The sequence below is a fragment of the Bilophila sp. 4_1_30 genome (genome assembly GCF_000224655.1).
GTDB lineage: Bacteria > Desulfobacterota > Desulfovibrionia > Desulfovibrionales > Desulfovibrionaceae > Bilophila > Bilophila wadsworthia.
This window is the reverse complement of sequence record NZ_JH114232.1, coordinates 1,123,552-1,144,520: the sequence shown is the minus strand read 5'-3', so window position 1 is coordinate 1,144,520 and position 20,969 is coordinate 1,123,552. Positions and strand designations below refer to the sequence as shown.

General features: G+C 62.3%; 18 protein-coding genes. 14 read left to right on the top strand and 4 right to left on the bottom strand.

Annotation, left to right across the window (positions count from 1 at the left end; translation table 11 throughout):
• The first annotated feature begins 206 nt into the window (after positions 1 to 206).
• The 5 genes from xseA to dxs all read left to right on the top strand — a co-directional run bounded on the left by xseA (position 207) and on the right by dxs (position 6,137).
• On the top strand, positions 207 to 1,679 hold the full coding sequence (gene xseA / locus HMPREF0178_RS11655) for an exodeoxyribonuclease VII large subunit (protein WP_009733581.1): 1,473 nt from the start codon (positions 207 to 209) through the stop codon (positions 1,677 to 1,679).
• Entirely contained in the window at positions 1,666 to 2,523 is an 858-nt protein-coding gene (locus HMPREF0178_RS11650; RefSeq protein WP_009733580.1) for a M23 family metallopeptidase, read from the top strand. The genes xseA and HMPREF0178_RS11650 overlap by 14 nt, the downstream gene beginning before the upstream one ends.
• An 8-nt stretch (positions 2,524 to 2,531) precedes the next feature.
• A complete protein-coding gene (locus HMPREF0178_RS11645; RefSeq protein WP_009733579.1) occupies positions 2,532 to 2,771 on the top strand; it encodes an exodeoxyribonuclease VII small subunit in 240 nt (79 codons plus the stop codon).
• Positions 2,772 to 3,118: 347 nt separating this feature from the next.
• Positions 3,119 to 4,027, top strand: a complete 909-nt coding sequence (locus HMPREF0178_RS11640; RefSeq protein ID WP_009733578.1) for a polyprenyl synthetase family protein — start codon at positions 3,119 to 3,121, stop codon at positions 4,025 to 4,027.
• 181 nt (positions 4,028 to 4,208) lie between these two features.
• Entirely contained in the window at positions 4,209 to 6,137 is a 1,929-nt protein-coding gene (gene dxs / locus HMPREF0178_RS11635; RefSeq protein ID WP_009733577.1) for a 1-deoxy-D-xylulose-5-phosphate synthase, read from the top strand.
• 36 nt (positions 6,138 to 6,173) lie between these two features.
• Here dxs and tilS read toward each other — a convergent pair whose 3' ends face one another.
• The 3 genes from tilS to queF all read right to left on the bottom strand — a co-directional run bounded on the left by tilS (position 6,174) and on the right by queF (position 8,799).
• Entirely contained in the window at positions 6,174 to 7,211 is a 1,038-nt protein-coding gene (gene tilS, locus HMPREF0178_RS11630; protein ID WP_039959024.1) for a tRNA lysidine(34) synthetase TilS, read from the bottom strand.
• 272 nt (positions 7,212 to 7,483) lie between these two features.
• The gene (locus tag HMPREF0178_RS11625; RefSeq protein WP_198134983.1) at positions 7,484 to 8,299 is read right to left on the bottom strand and encodes a type III pantothenate kinase; all 816 of its coding nucleotides are present in this window, start codon (positions 8,297 to 8,299) and stop codon (positions 7,484 to 7,486) included.
• Positions 8,287 to 8,799, bottom strand: a complete 513-nt coding sequence (gene queF, locus HMPREF0178_RS11620; RefSeq protein ID WP_009733574.1) for a preQ(1) synthase — start codon at positions 8,797 to 8,799, stop codon at positions 8,287 to 8,289. Before queF ends, HMPREF0178_RS11625 begins: the two co-directional genes overlap by 13 nt.
• Positions 8,800 to 9,265: 466 nt before the next feature.
• Here queF and HMPREF0178_RS21015 point away from each other — a divergent pair, with 466 nt between their 5' ends.
• The 7 genes from HMPREF0178_RS21015 (at position 9,266) to HMPREF0178_RS11585 (ending at position 16,339) form a co-directional block, all read left to right on the top strand.
• The gene (locus HMPREF0178_RS21015) at positions 9,266 to 10,090 is read left to right on the top strand and encodes a molybdenum cofactor biosynthesis protein B (RefSeq protein WP_009733573.1); all 825 of its coding nucleotides are present in this window, start codon (positions 9,266 to 9,268) and stop codon (positions 10,088 to 10,090) included.
• Between the two features lie 126 nt (positions 10,091 to 10,216).
• Positions 10,217 to 10,738, top strand: coding sequence for a GNAT family N-acetyltransferase (locus HMPREF0178_RS11610; protein ID WP_009733572.1), 522 nt, complete (start codon positions 10,217 to 10,219; stop codon positions 10,736 to 10,738).
• 334 nt (positions 10,739 to 11,072) lie between these two features.
• On the top strand, positions 11,073 to 11,555 hold the full coding sequence (dut, locus tag HMPREF0178_RS11605; protein WP_009733570.1) for a dUTP diphosphatase: 483 nt from the start codon (positions 11,073 to 11,075) through the stop codon (positions 11,553 to 11,555).
• A 70-nt stretch (positions 11,556 to 11,625) separates the two neighbouring features.
• On the top strand, positions 11,626 to 12,834 hold the full coding sequence (locus tag HMPREF0178_RS11600) for an aspartate aminotransferase family protein (RefSeq protein WP_009733569.1): 1,209 nt from the start codon (positions 11,626 to 11,628) through the stop codon (positions 12,832 to 12,834).
• Positions 12,835 to 12,973: 139 nt separating this feature from the next.
• Positions 12,974 to 13,462, top strand: a complete 489-nt coding sequence (locus tag HMPREF0178_RS11595) for a YhcH/YjgK/YiaL family protein (protein WP_009733568.1) — start codon at positions 12,974 to 12,976, stop codon at positions 13,460 to 13,462.
• A 111-nt stretch (positions 13,463 to 13,573) separates the two neighbouring features.
• A complete protein-coding gene (locus HMPREF0178_RS11590; RefSeq protein ID WP_005025407.1) occupies positions 13,574 to 13,795 on the top strand; it encodes a TraR/DksA family transcriptional regulator in 222 nt (73 codons plus the stop codon).
• 84 nt (positions 13,796 to 13,879) lie between these two features.
• Positions 13,880 to 16,339: an STT3 domain-containing protein gene (locus HMPREF0178_RS11585; protein WP_009733567.1), complete on the top strand. Its 2,460-nt coding sequence runs from the start codon at positions 13,880 to 13,882 to the stop codon at positions 16,337 to 16,339.
• A gap of 224 nt (positions 16,340 to 16,563) precedes the next feature.
• Here HMPREF0178_RS11585 and HMPREF0178_RS11580 read toward each other — a convergent pair whose 3' ends face one another.
• Entirely contained in the window at positions 16,564 to 18,744 is a 2,181-nt protein-coding gene (locus HMPREF0178_RS11580) for a glutamine synthetase III (protein ID WP_005025402.1), read from the bottom strand.
• Between the two features lie 225 nt (positions 18,745 to 18,969).
• On the opposite strand from HMPREF0178_RS11580, the gene dksA reads away from it, so the two are divergent.
• Positions 18,970 to 19,332 (top strand): RNA polymerase-binding protein DksA, encoded by a 363-nt coding sequence (gene dksA, locus HMPREF0178_RS11575; protein ID WP_005025400.1) that lies wholly within the window; start codon positions 18,970 to 18,972, stop codon positions 19,330 to 19,332.
• Between the two features lie 84 nt (positions 19,333 to 19,416).
• Positions 19,417 to 20,958 (top strand): NFACT RNA binding domain-containing protein, encoded by a 1,542-nt coding sequence (locus tag HMPREF0178_RS11570; protein ID WP_009733566.1) that lies wholly within the window; start codon positions 19,417 to 19,419, stop codon positions 20,956 to 20,958.
• The last annotated feature ends 11 nt before the right edge of the window (positions 20,959 to 20,969 follow it).

Here is a 20,969-nt window from a genome sequence, read left to right as displayed (position 1 = left end):
GGAAGCACGAAGGGAGTTTCCTCAAACACCTTTTGTTATGGCGATGAAGCGGCCTTGCCGTTTCATCGCCATGCCGCATAAAGCCCGATTCCGGGCGAAAGAAACACCCATCATCCCGCCCCGGCTCACAACGTGCCGGGTCAAGGGGCGGCTCGCCCCTTGCGGGTGCAGGGCGGAGCCTTGCCCGCCGGAGGCATCATCCCCTCATGTCCATCCTCACCGTCCGCCAACTGACCGCACAAATCAAGGATGCCGTGGAAAGCGGCTTTCCCTACGTCTGGGTGCGCGGCGAGGTCACGAACGTGTCCCGGCCCTCGTCCGGGCACATCTATTTTTCCCTGAAGGATGAAAACGCCCTGCTCCAGGCCGTCTGGTTCAAAGGCAGCCAGAAAGAGCGCGAAACGTTCGATCCCCTGACCGGAGAAGTGTTCGAGGACGGCCCGCGGATGAGCCTCGCCGGGACGCTGAGAAACGGCCAGCAGGTCATCTGCGCGGGACGCCTTACCGTATACGCTCCGCGCGGCGGCTATCAGCTTGTGGTCGAACTCGCGCAGGACAGCGGCGAAGGGCAGCTCCATCTGGCGCTGGAAGCCCTCAAGCGCAAGCTGGCGGAGAAAGGCTATTTCAGCCTCGAACGCAAACGCCCCATCCCCGAACACCCGCACCGCGTCGCCGTGATCACAGCCCCCTCCGGAGCCGCCATCCGGGACTTCCTGCGGCTGTCCGGAGAGCGCGGTACCGGCTGCGAAATCCGCATCCACCCCGTCCCCGTGCAGGGCGACGACGCCCCACCCCGCATCGCGGAGGCGCTGGACGACGAAAACTGGCGCGGTTGGGCCGATGTGCTTGTGCTCATCCGGGGCGGGGGCTCGCTTCAGGACCTGTGGGCCTTCAACGACGAACGCGTGGCAGGTGCCGTGTACCGCTCACGCATCCCGATAGTGGCGGGCATCGGCCACGAAGTCGACACCTCCATCGCCGATATGGTCGCGGACCTGCGTGCCGCGACGCCAAGCCACGCCGCGCAGCTTCTCTGGCCGGAACGCCAGTGGTATGCGCAGCTCGTGGACGATCTGGAAGCGAACCTGCTGGAAGCCGCCGAGCGGCGCCTTTCCCAAGCCGATCAGCGGTTGGACACGCTTGGCAGGGCTCTGGCGTGGCTTTCGCCGGAACGCGGCCTTGCCCGGCTTGAGGAGCGGTTCGGCGCCCTTGCCCGCCGGTTGGATTTCGCGCTGGAACAGAAGCTGGAACGGACTGATGCACGGCTGCGTTTTCTGGAAGCCGGAATGTCCCGCTACGCGGAGTCCCGTGTGCTGGATACGCGGCTGGAGCAAACGGCGGCCCTGACCCGCCGCCTGCGGCAGGCGCAAGCCCTGCGGCTTGAGCAAATCGGGGGACGGCTGGACACGGCCTCTTCCCGGCTGGAAGAGCGCTTCGCCCGGCAGTTCGAAGGGCTGGAGCGCCAGCTGGAACGCCACGATCTGCGGCTTCGCGGACTCGACCCCGAAGGGCCGCTGGAGCGGGGCTATGCCTATGCTTTTACGGCGGACGGCCATTTCGTCCGCAGCATTCGGGATGTGCAGCCCGGCGCATCCCTGACCGTCAAAATCCGCGACGGCGAAGCGGATACCCGCGTAACCGCCGTCCGCGCAACTGGAGAGTCCCATGATATCCCGTAACTGCCGGATCGCATTGCTGGCCGTATGCCTTACGCTGCTTCTGTGCGGGGGCGCGCTGGCCGCATCGCTGACCATCCATGCCCCGGAGGAAGCCAAACAGGGTTCCGCCGTCAAAGTCCGCGTCGTCATTGACGAGCAGCTGCCCCAGATCACCTTCACGTGGCTGGGCAAAAACATTGCCGCGCCCACGGTGGCGGACGGCGGGCGCCGCATCGCCGAAGCCCTGCTCCCCGTGCCCGTCAACGCCGGCAAGGATCTGATCGTACAGGCCACCGCCGGGACGCTGACCGGAAAGGCCACCGTGAAAGTCCTCAAGGTGAAATGGCCCGAGCAGCAGATTTCGGTCAAGAAAACATTCGTGAACCCACCCAAGGAAGCCATGAAGCGCATCGACGCCGAACGCAAAAAATCCAGCGAGGCCATCAACCGCGTGACGCCGGAACGCTACTGGCGCGGCGAATTCCAGCGCCCCGTTCCCGGTGTGGTGACCAGCGCCTTCGGCGGCAGGCGGATGTTCAACGGCGAACTCCGCTCCTACCATCGCGGCGTCGATCTGCGCGGTGCGGAAGGCACGCCGATCAAGGCCGTGGCCGACGGCAAGGTGGCCATCGCTCAGAACATGTATTTTGCGGGGAATACCGTCTACCTCGATCACGGGCAAGGCGTCGTCAGCTCCTATGCGCACATGTCCCGCCTCGATGTGAAACCGGGTGAGATGGTCAAGGCCGGACAGCAAATCGGCCTCGTGGGCGCGACCGGGCGCGTGACCGGCCCGCACCTGCATCTTGGGGTCAATATCCTCGGCGTCGCCGTCGATCCCCTTTCCCTTGTCCCCAAACAATAGGAGCCCGCATGGCCGCCAAGAAAACCCCGTCCTTCGAGGATCGGCTGCGCCGACTTCAAGAAGTCGTCGCCTCGCTGGAAAACGGCGAACTTCCGCTTGAGGACAGCGTTCGCTTGTACAAGGAAGGGCTGACGCTCTCCCGCTCCTGCCGCGAGCAGTTGGAAAAAGCCCGCAACGAAGTCCGCCTTCTCACCGAGGAAGGTCTGGAGCCTTTTGACGAAAAGAAGCTTGACGAGGAAGGGGAATAGGACCGGAGGAGGGAACTTTTTGTAAAAAAAGCTCCCTCCCGCCTCCCCCCGCAAAACTCCGGCCGATGGGGAGTCCGCACAGCAGAAATGCCGCCGGGCGCAAACCGGACAACCATGAGGATTGGCGAAAAAGATATAAGGCTCCGGCGAGCGGGGACAACCCGGAAGGTACTGACAAAAGACCTTTGCTGTGTTCTTCTTTTTCCTCTTCCCGCGTGCCCGATCCCTGTCCCCGCTGCCCACAAACCCCTTGGAACCAGAGAACGGAAGACACTGGAAGCGATGCGGACGCTTTCATGCCGTCAGGATGATTTCCCGCCCGAGAAAACCACATAAAGGACCCATTCATGAGCACTCCTTACGATTCCCAGCAGGTCAAGACGATCCTCGCCGAACGCGGCGCGCAGGTGGAGGCGTATCTTCAGCACTGCCTCGACGCCATTCCCATGCAGGGACGACTCAAGGAAGCCATGTATTACAGCCTCCTCGCGGGCGGCAAGCGCCTCCGTCCGGTGCTGTGCCTGTCCACCGCCGCCCTGTTCGGCCTGAGCGCCGAAGCGGTGATGCCCTTCGCCGCCTCGCTGGAAATGATCCATACGTACTCCCTCATCCACGACGATCTGCCCGCGATGGATGATGACGATCTGCGCCGTGGCCGCCCCTCCTGCCACAAGGCCTTCGATGAAGCCACCGCCATCCTTGCGGGCGACGCCCTGCTGACCGACGCCTTCGGGTTTATGGCCTCCACCGTAAAGGATCTTCCCGCCGGGCGGGTGCTCGAGGCTCTGGCGTCCGTCTCCTCCGCCGCCGGTTCCGCGGGCATGGTCGGCGGACAGATCCTCGATATGGACTGCACCGGGAAAACGGACGTACCCCTGGAAACCCTGCAAACGCTCCATGCCCTCAAGACCGGAGCCATGTTCCGCGTGGCCTGCGTCAGCGGCGGCCTCCTCGCCGGAGCCTCGGAACCCGATATTGCCAGCCTGCGCGCCTACGGCGAAGCGCTCGGCGTCACCTTCCAGATCGTCGACGACATCCTTGATGAGACCGCCGATACCGCCACGCTCGGAAAGCCCGCCGGAAGCGATGCCGAAATGGGCAAGACCACATATCCTTCACTCATGGGGCTCGACCGCAGCCGCGAATTGGCGCAGGAGTTCGCCGAGAAAGCCGTCGACAGCCTGAGCGCCTTCTCCGGACAGGACGCCGCATTCCTCAAGGGGCTCGCGCTCATGTTGGTGACGCGCAACAAATAAAGCCACTGAAAAACCGATGGAGCGAAGCATCCCCGATCCCGCATCGGGGAGCACCGCTCTCCGCAAGGTCCGTTTGCCAATTCGATAAGGCGGAGCTATACAGGGAGTTCCGCATACCACAAAGCAGGCGCCCCGCGCCCAAGCCCCGGCAACCTGCCCAGACCACAGGAACGCACTCTTCATGAACGAAACGGATAGTACCCTTCCTCCCCTTCTCGCCCGCATCACGCACCCTTCCATGGTGGCGGACCTGTCCCTCGCCGACAAGCAGATCCTGGCGACGGAACTGCGCCAGACCATTATCCGCACAGTTGCCGCCAACGGAGGGCATCTGGCCCCCTCGCTCGGCGTCGTCGAGCTGACGCTCGCGCTCCTTTCCGTATTCGACCCTGAGGAAGACAAGCTCGTCTGGGATGTGGGGCACCAGAGCTACGCATGGAAGCTGCTGACCGGAAGGTCGGAAAACTTCCATACCTTGCGCCAGCTTGGAGGTATCAGCGGTTTTCCGAAAATCGAAGAAAGCCCGTTTGATCATTTCGGCGTCGGACACTCCTCGACATCCGTTTCCGCGGCTCTCGGCATGGCGATGGCTCGGGATCTGGCGGGAAAGAAAAACCATGTGCTCGCGGTCATCGGAGACGGCTCCCTCACCGGAGGGCTGGCCTTTGAAGGGCTGAACCAGGCGGGCGACATGGGCCGGCGCCTCATCGTGGTCCTGAACGACAACGAGATGTCGATCTCCCACAATGTCGGTGCGTTGTCCCTCTTCCTCAGCCGCAACATGGAACGCGGCTGGGCGCGCAGGGTACGCCGGGAAGTCAAGGACTGGCTCAAGTCCATCCCCGGCATTGGCGATGAAATGGCGGAATACGCCCATCGCACGCACCGCAGCCTCAAGACCGTATTCACGCCGGGTATGCTTTTCGAGGCCCTGCGCTTCAACTACATCGGTCCGGTGAACGGGCACAATATCGAGGAAGTGGAACGCCATCTGAGAATGGCGGCCTCCATCGACGATCAGCCGGTCCTGCTGCACGTGCTCACCCGCAAGGGGAAGGGGTACCCGCCCGCCGAGGCTCAGCCTTCCAAATTCCACGGGCTGGGCAAGTTCGACGTCGCCACAGGCCAGACGCAGCCCAAACCCGCCGGAGCTCCGCCGACCTATACAGACATTTTCGGCGAAACGCTTTGCCGGCTCGCCAAAGAGGACGACCGCATCGTGGCCGTGACCGCCGCCATGTCCAGCGGCACGGGAACGGGACATTTCAAATCACGTTTTCCCACCCGCTTCACGGACGTGGGCATCTGCGAACAGCACGCCGTCACCTTCGCGGCGGGCCTCGCCTCGCAAGGCTACCGTCCCTTTGTGGCGATCTACTCCACCTTCTCCCAGCGTGCCTATGACCAGATCATACACGATGTATGCATTCAAAAACTGCCCGTGACGCTTTGCCTTGACCGGGCGGGGCTGGTGGGCGAAGACGGCCCCACGCATCACGGGGCGTTCGATCTTTCGTTCCTCCGCCACATTCCGAACATCAAGATACTCGCTCCCCGCGACGAACCCGAACTTCAGGCCGCGTTGATCACGTCCCTGAACCTCGGCCAGCCGCTGGTTATCCGCTATCCCCGCGGGTCCGCTCCCGGCCACCCCCTGCCCAACGCCGAACCGCTGATTTCACTGCCGCCCCTTCCCCTCGGCGAAGGCGAACTGCTCCGCGAAGGTACGGACGCCGTGGTTATTGCGGTAGGAAGCATGGTGGTCGCGGCACAGAACGCCGCCGAAAGGCTTTTCACCGAAACGGGCCGCAGCGTGGCCGTATTCGACGCCCGCTGGATCAAGCCTCTGCCCGAAAAGCAGCTTCTCGATCTGGCAACCCGTTTTGACCGCATCCTGTTCGCCGAGGAAAACGCCCTTGCCGGAGGTTTTTCTTCCGCCGTGCTGGAACTCCTCGTCGACAACGGAGCCCTGCGCGGGCAACGCATCAAGCGCATCGGCCTGCCCGACGCTTTTGTGGAGCACGGCACGCAAGCCCAGCTCCGCCACCGCCTTGGCCTTGATGACGAAGGCGTCTATTTGACATTGAAGGCGTTGATGGAAGAAAAATAGATATATTGGAGTGGAGAGGGGAGAAGGCTCCGTTCTTCAGAAGGGGTTCTTCCCCCCTCCCCCGGATTCCATCCGTACCCCTTCCCCATCCGTCGTGATGCGAATGCCGCCGGGGAACTGAAAAACCTTCCGGCTGCGAGAGGAGACGGCGGCTTCATCCAAGCGGAACAACGTTTCGGACTGCGCCTGTCCGCGCCCAAAGCGGTGAAACAAACCGGCATACACGCGCAGACGCGCCGCACGCGGCAGCGAGACGAAGGCCGCACGCGGTAACAGGAGACTGCCGTTTTCCTCCCGGAGCTGCGCGAACACCGGGGCAAGCACCTCGTCCCAATAGTGTTCGTCCTCACGGGCAAGCTCCCAAAGCGTGCGCGTGGAGCGGGAAAAAGAAGGGTTTTCAGCCTTCAACAGCGGAATGACATGATTGCGCATACGGTTGCGCCGGAATGCGTCACTCCGGTTCGAGGCGTCTTCGATCCAATCCACACCGAGAGAGCGGAGAAAAGCTTCCAACTCCGCCCGCGAGGTCCCGAGCAGAGGGCGCAGGAGATGCCGGGCCGGATCCACGGCCTTCATGCCGCCAAGTCCGGGCCAGCCGGAACCGCGCACAAGCCGCATCAGCACATCTTCGCTCAAATCATCCAGATGATGACCGGTAACAACCCACTCCGCGCGTCCAGACCGGAGCGCCGAATCAAAAAACGCGTACCGGGCACGCCGTCCCGCGTCTTCAAGGCCGATCCCTTCCGAACGCGCCAGCGCCTCCACATCCACGCGCCGCACCATGCAGGGCACGCCGAGCCGTTCCGCGAAGCGCCGCGCGGACTCCGCCTCCTCCCCGCTTTCCGGGCGAAGCCGATGATCGAGATGTGCCAACACGAGGGATACGCCGAGGCAGCGCAAGATCACGGCCAGCGCCGTGGAATCCGCGCCGCCCGAAAAGGCCACGATGACATGGTGCGGAGATACGCCGCACTTCTCTTTCAGAAAACGCCCGACCGCCATGCACAACCGCGCCCCGGCGGGCGGTAAATCCTGCATCCGGCACGGAAGAGCGTCTTTCCTCTCTGTCATCGTCGTTTTGCCTGTCACGTAACGATCCATCAATAAAAAACTGCACAGACAACCCCAATCTTCTCCCTCAAACGAAACCACCGCGCGCAACAACGACCACTCCGCCGTTGTCTCCACAGGGCTCCTCTCCGAGAAACCAGCTCTCCATCTTTCCCTTACTTCCGAACAGGGATTCAATAAACGTAAAAGTCTTTGCGGGAGGGGATGGGGGCGTGGGGGAAGGGGAGGGAGCTTTCTGAAGAAAGCTCCCTCCCCTTCCCCCACATCTTCAATCAATCTCTCGACTCAAGCCACAACAGACGCAGCCCTTCGAGGACGAGATCCGGACGGACGAGATCGAAACAATCCACGACGCGGGCGACATCCGGGGCAAAGCCGCCGGTGGCGACGAACGCGACCGGGCCTTCAAGCGTCTTGGTCAGACGCGCATACAGCCCTTCGGTCATAGACGCAAAGCCGAACAGGAAACCGTGGTTCAGGCTCGTCACCGTGCTCCGTCCTACAATGGGCACGTCCGCGTGCGCCGTCAGCGCAATACGCGGAAGCTGCGCCGTGCGCGTAGCCAGCGCTCCGAGCGAGGACATGACGCCGGGGCAGATCAGGCCGCCAAGGTAGGCGTTTCCGGTAACGCAGTCGAAGTTCGTCGCCGTGCCGTAGTCCACGGACACCACGGAACGGACATCCGGCAGCAGGCGGCGTGCCCCGAAAGCCCCGACGAGGCGGTCGGCCCCCACTTCATTGGGCCGCTCATAGCGGTTTTCCAGCGGAATGGGCAAATCCCGGTGCGCAAACCGGGGAGTCAGCTCAAGGAAGCGTTTGCAGGCATGGGTCACCAACGGGTTCATGCCGGGAACGACCGAACTGATCACGCACCCGTCGAGCGCCACATTGCCCGGCCCGGTCGCGGGCGTGCCGAATCCGGCATGACCGAGCAGATAGGCAAGCTGAAGGCCAAGCCCGTCGCCGCTCTGCTGGGTATCCGTAGGCAGCGTATAGGAGGCCACAAGCCCCTCTATGCCCGCTACGCCTATTTTCAGGGACGTATTGCCGATGTCGATGAGCAGCGCGTGCATGGCTACTTGTCCCATGTATGGGGGGCCGCTTCGCGCTTCCAGTCGGCGACGGCCTGCCGGACTTCCTCGGCCTTGGCCGGGTCGTCAAGCTTCTTGTAATGCTCGGCGAAGACATGCAGGTACGTCGCGCCGCGCGGCGAGAAAAGCCCCTTCACCCTGCACCACATCGGATCGAGCGCCTCCACGAAATCCTCAAGGATGGTGTTGGTGATGCTTTCCATAAAGGACTGGTGGTTGCGGTAGGCGAACATATACAGCTTGAAGCTCTTGGATTCCACACACTTCTGATCGGGGATGAACTCCACCACAATCGTGCCGAAGTCGGGCTGCCCGGTCACGGGGCACAGGGACGTATATTCGGGAAACGCCATGCTGACGACATACGGACGATGCGGGAAGCGGTTGGGGAAGACTTCCAAAAGGCTGACGCTCGGGCCGCCTTCGGGCTGCGGAAGGCGACCGGTGCCGAGAACTGTAAGCTGAGCGGTCTGGTCGCCGCCGTTGGTCATGGTCATGCAAAAACTCCTTGGGACCGGCCTGAACCGGCAAAGGCTACGGAAAACGCCCTCAAAGGCATTCCGCGCTTGTCTGTGAAAGTAAGGGAGGATACAACAGGCTGAACCGTCGCACAAGTGACGGCGGCCCCCGCGTATACACGGCACATCGCATGGCTTGGCTTCATTATGGAAATGGAGAGCAGCAGCCCTGTGCATACGCGGCCCATCGGATTCCGCTCCCTGAGCGTGTACCCGCCCCGTGTCCGCAGAGAGCACTCAGCTCCTCGACCTCGACGCGGGAAGGGGTTCGCCCCTGCGTTCGCGGAGAGCCCACCTGATGCCGGAACCCTTCGGTTGGTTTTCAGGTTCGCCCCCGTCCACGGAGAATATGCCGCGATGGACGGCACGCCGCTGCGAATGCGCAGGCCCTTTTGTCCTCAGCCATCTTCATCCAACGCCCGTTGGCATCATACAGGAGGTTCCCGTGACCGAAACGATCCACACCCTCAGCCTGCACGCCTGCGCCGAAGGCGATATCCTGCCGCTTGCCTTCCTGCCCGCCACCGCCGAGCCCGCACCGTTTGCGGTTCACGGCATGGCGGCCCGCCCCCTTCCCGACGGCAACCGGGACTGGCGTGTGGGGACCTGCCTTTATGACGCTTCGGGCGTCGCCCGGCTCAAGGTCACGGGCCGGATGTTCCTGCCTCCCTCCGTCCTTGCCTTGGATGCTCCGCACACCCAGATATGTCCGCTGCTTGAGGCGCTCACGCCCATCGAGGCCGGAACGCGGACCTTGGCCGCACGCCGCGAACACTGGGCCCTGGCGTGGATTACCCTTTCCGACAAAGGAGCCGCCGGGCTGCGCGTAGACGAAAGCGGGCCGCTCATGGCCGCCGGCACCCGCGCCAAACTCCCGCTCTGCCACGAACAAGGCTTTATGATCCCGGACGATCCGCAGACGCTGCGCTCCCTTGTCATGGAACTGGCGCTCGGTCAGGGATACGATCTCATCCTTACCAGCGGCGGCACAGGGCTCGCCCCACGCGACACCACACCCGAGGCGCTGCTCCCGATCTTTGAACGCCGCCTGCCGGGTTTCGAACAGGCGATGATGCAGGCCAGCCTCGCCAAGACGCCCACCGCCGCCATTTCCCGCGCCGTCGCCGGGACGCTCGGACGCACCATCGTCATTACCCTCCCCGGCAGCCGCAAAGCCGTTTCCGAAAACCTCGCCGCCATTCTTCCCGCCCTCGACCATGCCCTTGAAAAACTGCATGGCGATCCCTCCGATTGCGGGAAATGGGCATAAGCCCCGGCAAGTTGAATCATCCAATGTACAGGCAACAACGCATACCCGCTGTCAAACCAGCATATGTTGGCTTTTGATACCCCATACCAGTCTTCATCGGACAATCGGAGAAAGGAGAAAAGCAAAATGCTAAGGCAGGCAACAGATGCGGATCTGAACCAGGTTGAAGAAGGGTATCAGAAACATTTTCTGCATGAGAAGGAACACGGAGCCTTCACTGTTTTTCAAGAGGGGGTGTATCCGACAAGAGCGGATGCGGCGAAAGCGCTGTCAAAGGGGGCATTGCATGTCTATGAAGAGAATGGGGACATATTGGGGAGTATCATTGTCGATAGGAACCAGCCGGATGAATATGAAACAATAGATTGGCCAAGCCGCGCCCCTGCCGAGAAGGTGATGGTCATTCATCTGGTCATGGTATGCCCTGAGGCCGCAGGAAAAGGCATCGGCTCCTCTCTCGTCAAGTACGCGATGGAAAGAGCGCGGCACCATTCCTGTGAAGTGGTAAGGCTTGATACGGGAGCGCAAAACATTCCCGCCGCTTCGCTCTACAAGAAGCTGGGATTTCAACTGGCTGAAACGGGCACGATGAAGGTCGGCGGGGTGATTTCCCATACTGGGCACCTTTTCTTTGAAAAGACGTTATAAGCGGACGAACATTCCATTTCAGATGAGGGAGGTGTCCCCTCACCGCCCTCCTATCCGCTGGCCGGCACAGCACGTCTTTGCCCTTCCGTTTCCTACCCCATCCTTGCGGCCCGCAAGCTGTCCCTATGGGCCGCAAGGATGCTTTGCACTGCGTATGCTTTCCGCCTCCTTTGAACGGTGGCCGGGGCTTTCTCCTGCGCGGGCTTGCCGTTGAACACGGATGCCTGCGGAATTTCCAGCATTTCGGAGAGCATTTCCGCCTCCCGTCCGCCTCTTTTTCCTTGTGGGGCGGGACGGGTTGCGGTAGAGATGCGGTTTGAGCAAGGAGCATATCATGACTACAGCACACCCCAAGGTGCGCATCCAGTACCTGCGGGATTCGCAGGCCGTGTACACGGCGAACGGGGCCGAAGGCTTGCGGTACGCCACTTCAGGTTCCGTGGGCCTCGATCTGAGGGCCTGCCTTGAAGAAGACGAAGCCGCCATTCCGGCGGGCGGGCGTCTGGCCATCCCTTCCGGCATCGCCGTCGAACCGCTTACGCCGGGCATCGCCGGGTTCGTCTACTCGCGCAGCGGGCTCGGAGCCATGCAGGGCCTGACCGTGGCGCAGGGCGTCGGCGTCATTGATCCCGACTACCGCGGCGAAATCACCGTCGTCCTCCTCAATACGTCCGGCGAGGAACGACGGCTCCGACGAGGAGACCGCATCGCACAGCTCGTTTTCCAGCCCGCCTTGCAGGTGGAGCTTGAGGAATGCGAGACGCTGGGCGCCACCGGACGCGGCTCCGGGGGCTTCGGACATACGGGAAAACACTAGACGGCCTTCACAGAACACGCCGTCGTACTTATATGAGCATTCCGGCGGCCGCCGGACAGGAGATACCATCATGACCACTTCCTCTCTCGATACGATCAAGGCCCGCGAAGAATCCCTTCTCTGCCGGACGTACGGTCGTTACCCTGTCAGCATCGCCAGCGGCAAAGGTTCCAGAGTCACCGACCTCGACGGCAAGGAATACGTCGACCTGCTGGCCGGGATCGCGGTAACCAGCCTCGGCCACTGCAACGAGGAAATCGCTCAGGTCATCGAGAAACAGGCCCGCAAGCTCATCCATGTGAGCAACCTTTTCTATCAGGAAGAACAGCTTGAACTGGCCGAGGAACTGCTGTCCCTGAGCCATTTTGGAAAGGCGTTCTTCTGCAACTCCGGCGCGGAAGCCAACGAAGCGCAGATCAAGCTGGCCCGCCGCTACATGCAGCGGGTGAAGAACGTCGACGCCTACGAAATCATTACGCTGGACAAGGCGTTCCACGGCCGCACGTATGCGACGATGGCCGCCACTGGGCAGGAGCGTTTTCAAGACGGGTTCGCGCCTATCCCGGACGGCTTCAAGACCGTGCCGTGGGGCGATCTGAGCGTACTTGAGGCCGCGATTACGCCCAAAACCGCCGCCGTACTCGTCGAAATCGTACAGGGCGAAGGCGGCATCCGCCCCATGCACGCCGAATACGCCAAGGGCATTGAAGCGCTCTGCCGCAAAAAGGGCATCCTTTTCCTCGTGGACGAGGTACAAGGCGGCCTGTTCCGTACCGGCAAGCCGTGGGCGTTCCAGCATTTCGATCTCAAGCCCGACGCCATTTCCTGCGCCAAGGCCCTCGCCAACGGCCTGCCCATGGGCGCTATGATGACCACCGACGAAGTCTCCAAAGGCTTTGTCGCAGGCAGCCACGCCACCACGTTCGGCGGCGGCGCCCTGACGTCCGCCGTGGCGGCCAAAGTCGTGCAGATCATGAAACGCGATCATCTCGACGAGCGCGCGGCCAGCCTTGGCGGCGAGTTCATGGAATCCATCCGCCGTATCAGCGAAAGCCACCCCGGAACGATTAAGGAAGTGCGCGGCCTCGGCCTCATGATCGGCATCGAGCTGGCCTTCCCCGCGAAGGCCGTTTGGGAAGAACTCATCCGCCGCGGCTTTATCTGCAACCTGTCCCACGAAGTCGTCCTGCGCCTCCTCCCGGCCCTCAACATCCCGGAAGAAGATCTGCGCGCCTTCGCGGACACGCTGGAAGACATCCTCGCAAACATCAAAAAGTAGCGTGCCGTTTTCTGCGAGAAGAGGCACGGGGCGCTTTTGCCCCGCCTCCCCATCCGTTCAATTGAAAGGGTAGGTCGGAAGGGGCCTTTCCAGAGAGGCCCTCTTCCCCATAACCCTTTTCTTCATAAAGGATTTCAGGATGATCGTCGATCATATCAGCAACTGGCGGCGTTACGGTTTCGGCCCGGCATGGGAAGAAACGATGCGCTGGCTCGAAAACTACGCGCCCGGCGGTTCCGGTTCCCTTGCGGACCTCACGGATGGCACGCATCCTCTGACGGACGGTTTCGTCAGCGTTGCCACACTGACTTCGCGCCCGCTTTCCGGCAGCCTCTACGAATGCCATAAGCGCTTCTGCGATGTGCAGATGGTGGTGGAAGGCCAGGAATGGCTGTTCAACGCCGCCACAACGGGCCTCTCCCTCGACGGCCCATTTGATGACCAGCGGGACGTGGGCTTTTTCCAGCCCGCTCCGGCGGAAGCCAGCCGGGTTACGCTTTCGCCCGGCACCTTTGCCCTGCTCTTCCCGTGGGACGCGCATCTTCCGGCCATCGCGGTGGACGGAGTACCGGCCCCCCTGCGCAAGTGCGTGGGCAAAATTCCCTTCGAGTCGCTGCGCCTTTCATAAAACTACTTGCAACGCGAACGATTTTCGGGCAAACCTGCGGCCTTCCCGGGGGAAGGTCTGGCCCGTCTTGAGGGACTCCCCCTGCTTCACGTTAAAGTAAAGAGGACACGAATGGACATTTTCGATCAGGCGCAGGAACTGGAACGGCTCGCACGCGAAACCGCCCTCCAGCGCGCCCGTTCTTCACAGTACTGGGAAGGGCCGGAGTGGATCGACGGTCAGGCCTGCTGCCGTGAATGCGGCGAGCCCATTCCCCAGAAACGTCTGGAAGCCCTGCCCGGCGTCGGCCTGTGCCGCGCCTGCCAAGAAGAACGGGAACGTGAAGGCTTCTGATTCCCGCACAACATCCGGGGGAGGGCCTCACCTCCCCCTTACCCATTCCCGCGTCCGCGAACGCCGGTTTTTCCGGGATACGCCGTGACAATACCCCCGCCTCCCCCATCAAGAAACATCCCCCTCGGCCCCATACCGCGCTGGCTCCTCGGCCTTCTGCTCGGCATAGCGACCTACGCCGTGGCCTTTCTGCTGCGCTTTCAGGAGTGGCCGTCGTGGCAGGATGTGGAATACCGCCTTGGTAATGAAATGCTCCTCGCCACGCACGACGCCTACCACTGGGTCGCCGGGGCTGAGGGGTTTGAATTCGGCGCCGGACATCCCATGTCCGAACTGCTCCGTATCCTCGCCCTGATTACAGGCGCCGAGCCTGCGCAGGTCGCCTTCTGGCTGCCTCCGGTCATGGCCAGCCTCGTGGCTCTGCTCATCTTCCTGTGGGCGTGGGGCATGGGCAGCATGGAAGCCGGTTTCTGCGCCGGCATCCTCGCCTCGCTCTCGCCGGGCTTCCTTGCCCGTACCATGCTCGGCTATGCCGACACCGACCTCGTTACCCTGTTCCTGCCCCTGCTTATCGGGCTGGCCCCGGCTGTGTGGGTCATGCATTTCCTCCGCCACCCGCTGGCCCTGCCGTTTCGTTGGTTCCAGCGCTGGACGAAACGCCCCATCCCCATTGCGCTGGACGCTCCGGGCCATCAGCCGTACGCGCCTATCTCGGCCTTCTGGGTGTTCGCCCTCAGCGCAAGCGGGCTGCTCGCCTGGTGGTCTCAGGAATGGCATTCCATGTTCCCGTACATCGTGCGCTATAATGTGGCCTTGATCGGCTGCATGGCGCTTCTGCTGGCCCGCCCGGGCGAACGCCGCACGGCCCTGCTCGCAGGGCTCGCCTATGCCCTGCCCGCGCTCGGAGGCCCCACGGGAGCGATGTTCCCGCTCACGCTTCTCATCGCCATCATGGGCCGCGAACGCCAATTCGTGGCGCAGCTCCACCGCCCCGCCGTACTGGCGGCGTTCTGGCTGATGGCGGCAGCGCTGCTTGTCGATCTGAGCGTGTTGAGCACGATGCTCCACCATGTGCAAGGCTACCTCAAGCGCGCCGGGGATGCCGTGGCTACGGGCACGCCCGATCCGCTGGTCTTCCCGTCCGTAGCCCAGTCGATCATCGAGATCCAAGATCTCACACTGACCGAAATCTTGGTTTATTTCCATCCGTGGCAACCCATTGCTATCCTCGGGCTGCTCGGATTCCTGTTCGTGCTTTGCGCCCGTTCCGGGGCACTCTTCCTTGTGCCGCTGGCCTTGCTGGCCTTGCTCAGCACCAAGATGGGCGGACGGATGGTCATGTTCGGCGCGCCTATCGTCGCCATCGGGCTGACCCTGCCCGTGGACTGGCTGGCCTGCGCCCTCGGGGACGTCCGGGCGAAGACCACCCGCAAGGTGTTCTTCCTCGCCTGCCTCATATTGGCCGGGCTCATCCTCCTTGTACCGAGCTGCCGGGAAACCATGATCGAGCTCTGGAACTCACTCGGATGGCTCCATTTCGTGATCATGGGGTGCCTTCTCGCCATGTTCGTCATCGGGCTCGGGCGCCAGCGGGGCTGGCGCCTGACCCGCACGCTTGACATGATCGGGCCGCACCTGCTCTACCGCTCGGCGGCGGTCATCCTCATGCTCGCCATCGTGATCCCTCCGCTTGCGGATCTCGTACCCGCCATGACCCACGGCCCCATCCTCAACCGCCGCCACGCCGCCGGACTGCGCGAACTCCGCAAGGCCACCCCCGAAGACGCCATGATCTGGCATTGGTGGGACTGGGGATACGCGGCGCACCATTTTTCGCGGCGCGACACCATCGCCGACGGTGCGGAACACGGCGGGCCTTCGCTCTATCTTCCCGCAGCCGTCTATGCCACGGACGATCCGCGTTTCGCCCGCCAGATCATCAAATATACCGCTGCAAAAGGGAATGTTCCCGGCAACGTATTCAAAGGTTTGACGGCGTCTCAGGCCGCGGACATGATCACATGGCTGAACAACCCAAACAACCCGCTCATTCAGGCCGACGGCAAGCAGTATCTTGTGCTCAGCTTCGACATGCTGGATCTCGGCTTCTGGATTTCCACCTTCGGAAGCTGGAACTTCCTGTCCAAGGAAGGCCGGGGCTACGCCATCAGCATCGTCCCGCAGGCGCTTTCCTACCGCCTCGATAAAGGGGAGGTGGTGATGAAGGGGAGCAACATCAATGTCCCCGCCGCCAGTATCGACGTCTTTTCCGACGGGCAGCTGGATCACCGCGACTACGTGACGCCGCCCGAGTACCTGCCCGACAACGCCGCCATCAAGGCATGGAAGGAAGACATGGAGCGCCGCCGCAACGTACACTTCATGTTCAACCGCGTGACCGGAGAAAAGCTCGTCATCGACGACCGCATGTACAACACCCTTATGGTGCAGCTCCTTATCTGCGATCCCGGCGATCCGCGCTTCGCTCCCTATTTCCGGCTCATCTTTGACAACGTCTTCTGCAGGGTTTACGAAGTGTTATAGAAAAGTAAAAATATGGGCCCCTTCCGTAGAAGGCCATTTTACGACAGAAAAGCCTTCCCCACTACGGGAAGGCTTTCTGTCATCAACCCCAATACGGATTATGGGTTCAATAAAGACAAACGTCTTTGAAAGAGGAGCGGATGGGGTTTGGGGAAGGAGAGGAGAAAGCGTGGGGCGCCCCCCCCTTTCTCCAGAAAAGCTTCCTCCCTTTCCCCCATTTTCCCCTACTTCACAAACAGCATCTCCTGATAGCTCGGGAGAGGCCACAGATCTTCGGGAACGATCGTCTCGAGATGATCGGCAAGGGTGCGGATGGCATTCATGGCCGGAATGACCACGGTGCACTTGTGATGCGCTTCCTGCACAGGATCTTCAATCTTCATGTCCACATTGTTTTCGAGGTGCTCAAGCCCCTCGCGGAGTTTGCGCAGGGTGTCGTCGATGTCGTCGAGCAACACAGTGTCGGGTTCGCGGTTCAAGGCGCGCATGTCGAGGCAGGCACGGAGCAATTCCTGCTGGAAACGCAGCCCGGCGGGGTAGATGATGGTCCGGCCCATCCGGATGACGAGGTTCGCTTCGGCGCGGATCGTCTTGCAGTACTGTTCGATATAGATTTCCTGACGGGCCTTGAGCTCCTGACGCGACAGCACGTTATACCGGCTGTAGAGATCCACCACATCGGGGCTGGTGTACACCATCAGGGCTTCGGGCGTGGTCCGGTAGTTGGGCAGGCCGCGCCGCTCCGCTTCCTGGTGCCAGATTTCGGAATAGCCGTCGCCGTTGAAGATGACCGCGCTGTGCTCCTCCACAATCTCCTGGATGAGCTTGCCCACGGCGGCGTGGAGCTTTTCGGGATCGCCGCCGGAGAGCTTTTCGAGGCGGGTGGCGGCATAGTCCAAGGAGTCGGACATGATGGTGTTCAGAGCCGTCTGAGAGGCCGAGGCGGGCATACTGGAGCCGAGCGCGCGGAATTCGAAGCGGTTGCCGGTAAACGCGAAAGGGCTCGTACGGTTGCGGTCGCCGGGATCGGCGGGCAGAGGCGGCAGCGTATCCACACCCACGTTCATCAGGCGCTTGCCCTTGGAGCCGCGAACCTGACCGACGCGGAACTGTTCCAGAATATCGGTGAGCTGATCCCCGAGGAACATGGACATGATGGCCGGCGGCGCTTCGTTGGCACCGAGGCGGTGATCGTTGGACGCGGCGGCGACGGTGGCGCGGAGCAGCCCCCCGTACTTGTGCAGGCCACGGATCGCGGCAACGAGGAACACGAGGAACATCGCGTTCTCATGCGGCGTCTCGCCTGGTTCGAAAAGGGTGCCGACTTCGGCGTTGCCGATGGAATAATTGAGGTGCTTGCCCGAACCGTTGATGCCGCTGAACGGCTTCTCGTGCAGGAGGCAGTGAAGGCCGTGCCTCTTGGCGACTTTCTTCAGCACGGTCATCATGAGCTGGTTGTGGTCGATGGCGAGGTTGGCCGTTTCGAACACCGGGGCGATCTCGTACTGGCTCGGAGCCACTTCGTTATGGTGCGTGCGGACCGGAACGCCGAGCTTGTAGAGTTCGCGCTCGGCCTCCGTGATGCAGCTCATGACGCGGCGGGGCATGACGCCGTAGTACTGGTCTTCAAATTCCTGCCCCTTGGCCGGTTTCGCGCCGAACAGCGTACGCCCGGCGGTGAGCAGATCGGGGCGGCCGAACACGAAGTTCCGGTCGATGAGGAAAAATTCCTGCTCCAGCCCGGAGTACGAAATGATGGGCAGGGAGGTCTTCTTGCCGAACAGCTTGAGGATACGGCTGGCCTGCTTGTTGAGGGCCTGATTGGAGCGCAGGAGCGGGGTCTTGCGGTCAAGCGCCACGCCCGTCCACGACAGGAAGGCCGTGGGGATGCACAGCACGATGCCGCTGCTGTTTTCCATAAGGTAGGCCGGACTGGTCACGTCCCACGCGGTATAGCCGCGCGCCTCGAAGGTGCTGCGCAGGCCGCCGGAAGGGAAGCTTGAGCCGTCGGCTTCGCCCTGGCTCAGCATCTTGCCGCTGAATTCCGTGATCACGCCGCCGTTGCCGTCGGGCGAGAGGAACCCGTCGTGCTTTTCGGCGGAATGGCCCGTCAGGGGATAAAATACGTGCGTGAAGTGGGTAGCGCCCTTCTCGATGGCCCAATCCTTCATGGTGGAAGCCACGATGTCCGCCAGCGAAGGATCGAGTTGGACCCCCTGCTCGATGGTCTTGCGCAGGGACTTGTAGACGATCCGGGGCAAGCGTTCCTTCATCACCTTGTCGCTGAAAACGTTGCTTCCGTAGATTTCAGTCGGCTTGGTGTCGGCATAGTTCAGGGGGGCGAGATCCGGTTTGTAGCTGGTAATGGCTCTAATGGCATTGCTGCGGGCGTTGCTTCCGCTCATGCGTCTGTACTCCTTGGGGGGATTGCTGTTTCGACGGAATGGGTGTTTATACTCCAACTGGCCGGTGAACGGAAGGGGCGAAAGAGGCCTTTTCCTTGCGTGATTGTTTCTGAAAAAGGATCTTGCCCCTCTTTACGAGCCTAGTGTTCTCAGGTATATGAAGGAACTCTACACAAGCTTGATGCGGTTCAGCCCGCATCGTGAAGACTGCCAGGAGGTAGTTTCTTGGAACAGAAGGACATCGAATATTTTCGTACGCTCCTCAACAATATGCTTGAAGAGGCGCAGCACAAGGGAGATTCCACGCTGGAGGACCTCACCGACAGCAACGAGCTCTTCGCTGATCCTGCCGACCGTGCGTCCGCCGAATCGGATCGCGCTTTCACACTGCGCATCCGTGACCGCGAACGCCGCCTGATCCGCAAGATCCAAGCCGCCATCCAGCGGCTGGACGAAGGGACCTACGGCATCTGCGAAGACTGCGGTGAAGATATCAGCATTCCCCGTCTCAAGGCCCGTCCCGTGACCAAGCTTTGCATCAACTGCAAGGCCCGTCAGGAAGAAGGGGAAAACATTCGGGGCGAGTAATTCTACAGCCCGCCAAGGTTCGCGCTTTGGCGGGCTCTTTCTCATCGGCGGGCCCGCCCGTCTCCCAAACTCACGAGGCTTTGCATGGACTGCCATGTGTTCCGTCGCCTGTGCGACGAGCTTGCGCCTGCGCTCATGGGTTGCCGGATCGAAAAAATCCACCGCCCGGCCAAGGATGTGACCCTGTTCACGCTCTACGGCACAGGCGGCAAACGTTTCCTGTTTCTTCGCGCGGGCCGCAAGGCTCCCTTCCTTTTCCTTTCGACGCACAAAATCCCCGTCGGCAGCGCACCGCCGGCCGATATCATGCGGCTGCGCAAATACCTTGCGGATCGCCGGATCATCGACGTGCTGCCCGACTGGGTGGGGCGCCGCCTTTACCTTCATGTCAACGCCGATACCGAATGCTGGCTTACGCTCGATCTGCGGGAAGGCCCCTCGCTGCTTTTCGACGCGCCGCCTGAGCCTGAAATTCCGGCATGGCCCGATCCCGCGCACTGGGCCGAAGCCTGTGAAGGCGACGGCTGGCGGAACTGGCCGGTCATCACGCCGCCCTTGCGCCGTACCCTCCCTTTGCTCCCGCCCGACGAACAATCCGCCCTGCTCCTCGATCTGGAGGCCGGAGGCGGAGATCTTTTCCTTTACGAGAACGCCGCCGGGGAACGCGAGCTTTCCGCATGGCCCCTGCCGCCCGAACGACGCCGCGACGCCGACGGCACGCCGCGTGAGGAACTGGTGGTCGAGGATGCCATCCGGGCGTGCGCAGCAGCCGGGGAAGCGCAAGTCCTGCGCGGCATCGCGGCCCTCTCTCGGGCCGAAGCGGCCAAACCCCATCAGGCCGAGGCCAACCGCCTGCGCAAACTCCTGCTCAAGCTGGAGAGCGAAAAAAAACGCCTCAGCGACATGGTTGCGGCACAGGATGCCGCCCGCCTGCTCCAATCGCAGCTTTACCGTTTTTCTGCGGAGGAAAAACACGCCTCCGTCACGCTGGACGGGGCCGGAGGGCCTGTCGATCTTGCCCTCGATCCCCGCCTCACCGTCCGTGAAAACATGGCGTCGCTGTTCCACAAGGCCAGCCGGGGCAAGCGAGGCCTTTCCATGCTTGAAGGCCGCTTTGCCACCGTACAGGCCGATCTGGCCCGTGCGGAGCAAGCCGGGCTCATGGCACAAGCCGCGACGTCCGCGCCGACGCCCGCCAACGCACCCTCTCCCGCCGCGCCGCAGTTCCGCGCTCCGGAATTGCCCAAGAACGTACAGCCGTTCCGCAGCAGCGACGGCTTCCTGCTCCTTCGGGGCCGCGACGCCAAGGGGAACGCCCAGCTTCTCAAGCTGGCAGCCCCGCACGATCTCTGGATGCATACCGGCGGTGGGCCGGGCGCGCACATCCTGATCCGCCGGGATCACGCCGCGCAGGAAATTCCCTCCCGGACCATTTCCGAAGCCGCCATCCTTTCCGTGCTCAAGAGCTGGCGCAAGGACGAAACGCAGGTGGACGTCATCGCCGCGCTCGCCAAGTTCGTTCACCCCATACGCGGCGCGAAGCCCGGAACGGTCCGTATCGACCGCATGGAGCCCGCCATTATCATCACCCCGGATCCTTCATTGGAGGAACGGCTGGCGTTGTAAAAAGCGAATCG

Coding starts and splice junctions, on each gene's coding strand:
- xseA (WP_009733581.1), top strand. CDS start 207: ATGTCCATCCTCACCGTCCGCCAACTGACCGCACAAATCAAGGATGCC.
- HMPREF0178_RS11650 (WP_009733580.1), top strand. CDS start 1,666: ATGATATCCCGTAACTGCCGGATCGCATTGCTGGCCGTATGCCTTACG.
- HMPREF0178_RS11645 (WP_009733579.1), top strand. CDS start 2,532: ATGGCCGCCAAGAAAACCCCGTCCTTCGAGGATCGGCTGCGCCGACTT.
- HMPREF0178_RS11640 (WP_009733578.1), top strand. CDS start 3,119: ATGAGCACTCCTTACGATTCCCAGCAGGTCAAGACGATCCTCGCCGAA.
- dxs (WP_009733577.1), top strand. CDS start 4,209: ATGAACGAAACGGATAGTACCCTTCCTCCCCTTCTCGCCCGCATCACG.
- tilS (WP_039959024.1), bottom strand. CDS start 7,211: ATGACAGAGAGGAAAGACGCTCTTCCGTGCCGGATGCAGGATTTACCG.
- HMPREF0178_RS11625 (WP_198134983.1), bottom strand. CDS start 8,299: ATGGGACAAGTAGCCATGCACGCGCTGCTCATCGACATCGGCAATACG.
- queF (WP_009733574.1), bottom strand. CDS start 8,799: ATGACCATGACCAACGGCGGCGACCAGACCGCTCAGCTTACAGTTCTC.
- HMPREF0178_RS11610 (WP_009733572.1), top strand. CDS start 10,217: ATGCTAAGGCAGGCAACAGATGCGGATCTGAACCAGGTTGAAGAAGGG.
- dut (WP_009733570.1), top strand. CDS start 11,073: ATGACTACAGCACACCCCAAGGTGCGCATCCAGTACCTGCGGGATTCG.
- HMPREF0178_RS11600 (WP_009733569.1), top strand. CDS start 11,626: ATGACCACTTCCTCTCTCGATACGATCAAGGCCCGCGAAGAATCCCTT.
- HMPREF0178_RS11595 (WP_009733568.1), top strand. CDS start 12,974: ATGATCGTCGATCATATCAGCAACTGGCGGCGTTACGGTTTCGGCCCG.
- HMPREF0178_RS11590 (WP_005025407.1), top strand. CDS start 13,574: ATGGACATTTTCGATCAGGCGCAGGAACTGGAACGGCTCGCACGCGAA.
- HMPREF0178_RS11580 (WP_005025402.1), bottom strand. CDS start 18,744: ATGAGCGGAAGCAACGCCCGCAGCAATGCCATTAGAGCCATTACCAGC.
- HMPREF0178_RS11570 (WP_009733566.1), top strand. CDS start 19,417: ATGGACTGCCATGTGTTCCGTCGCCTGTGCGACGAGCTTGCGCCTGCG.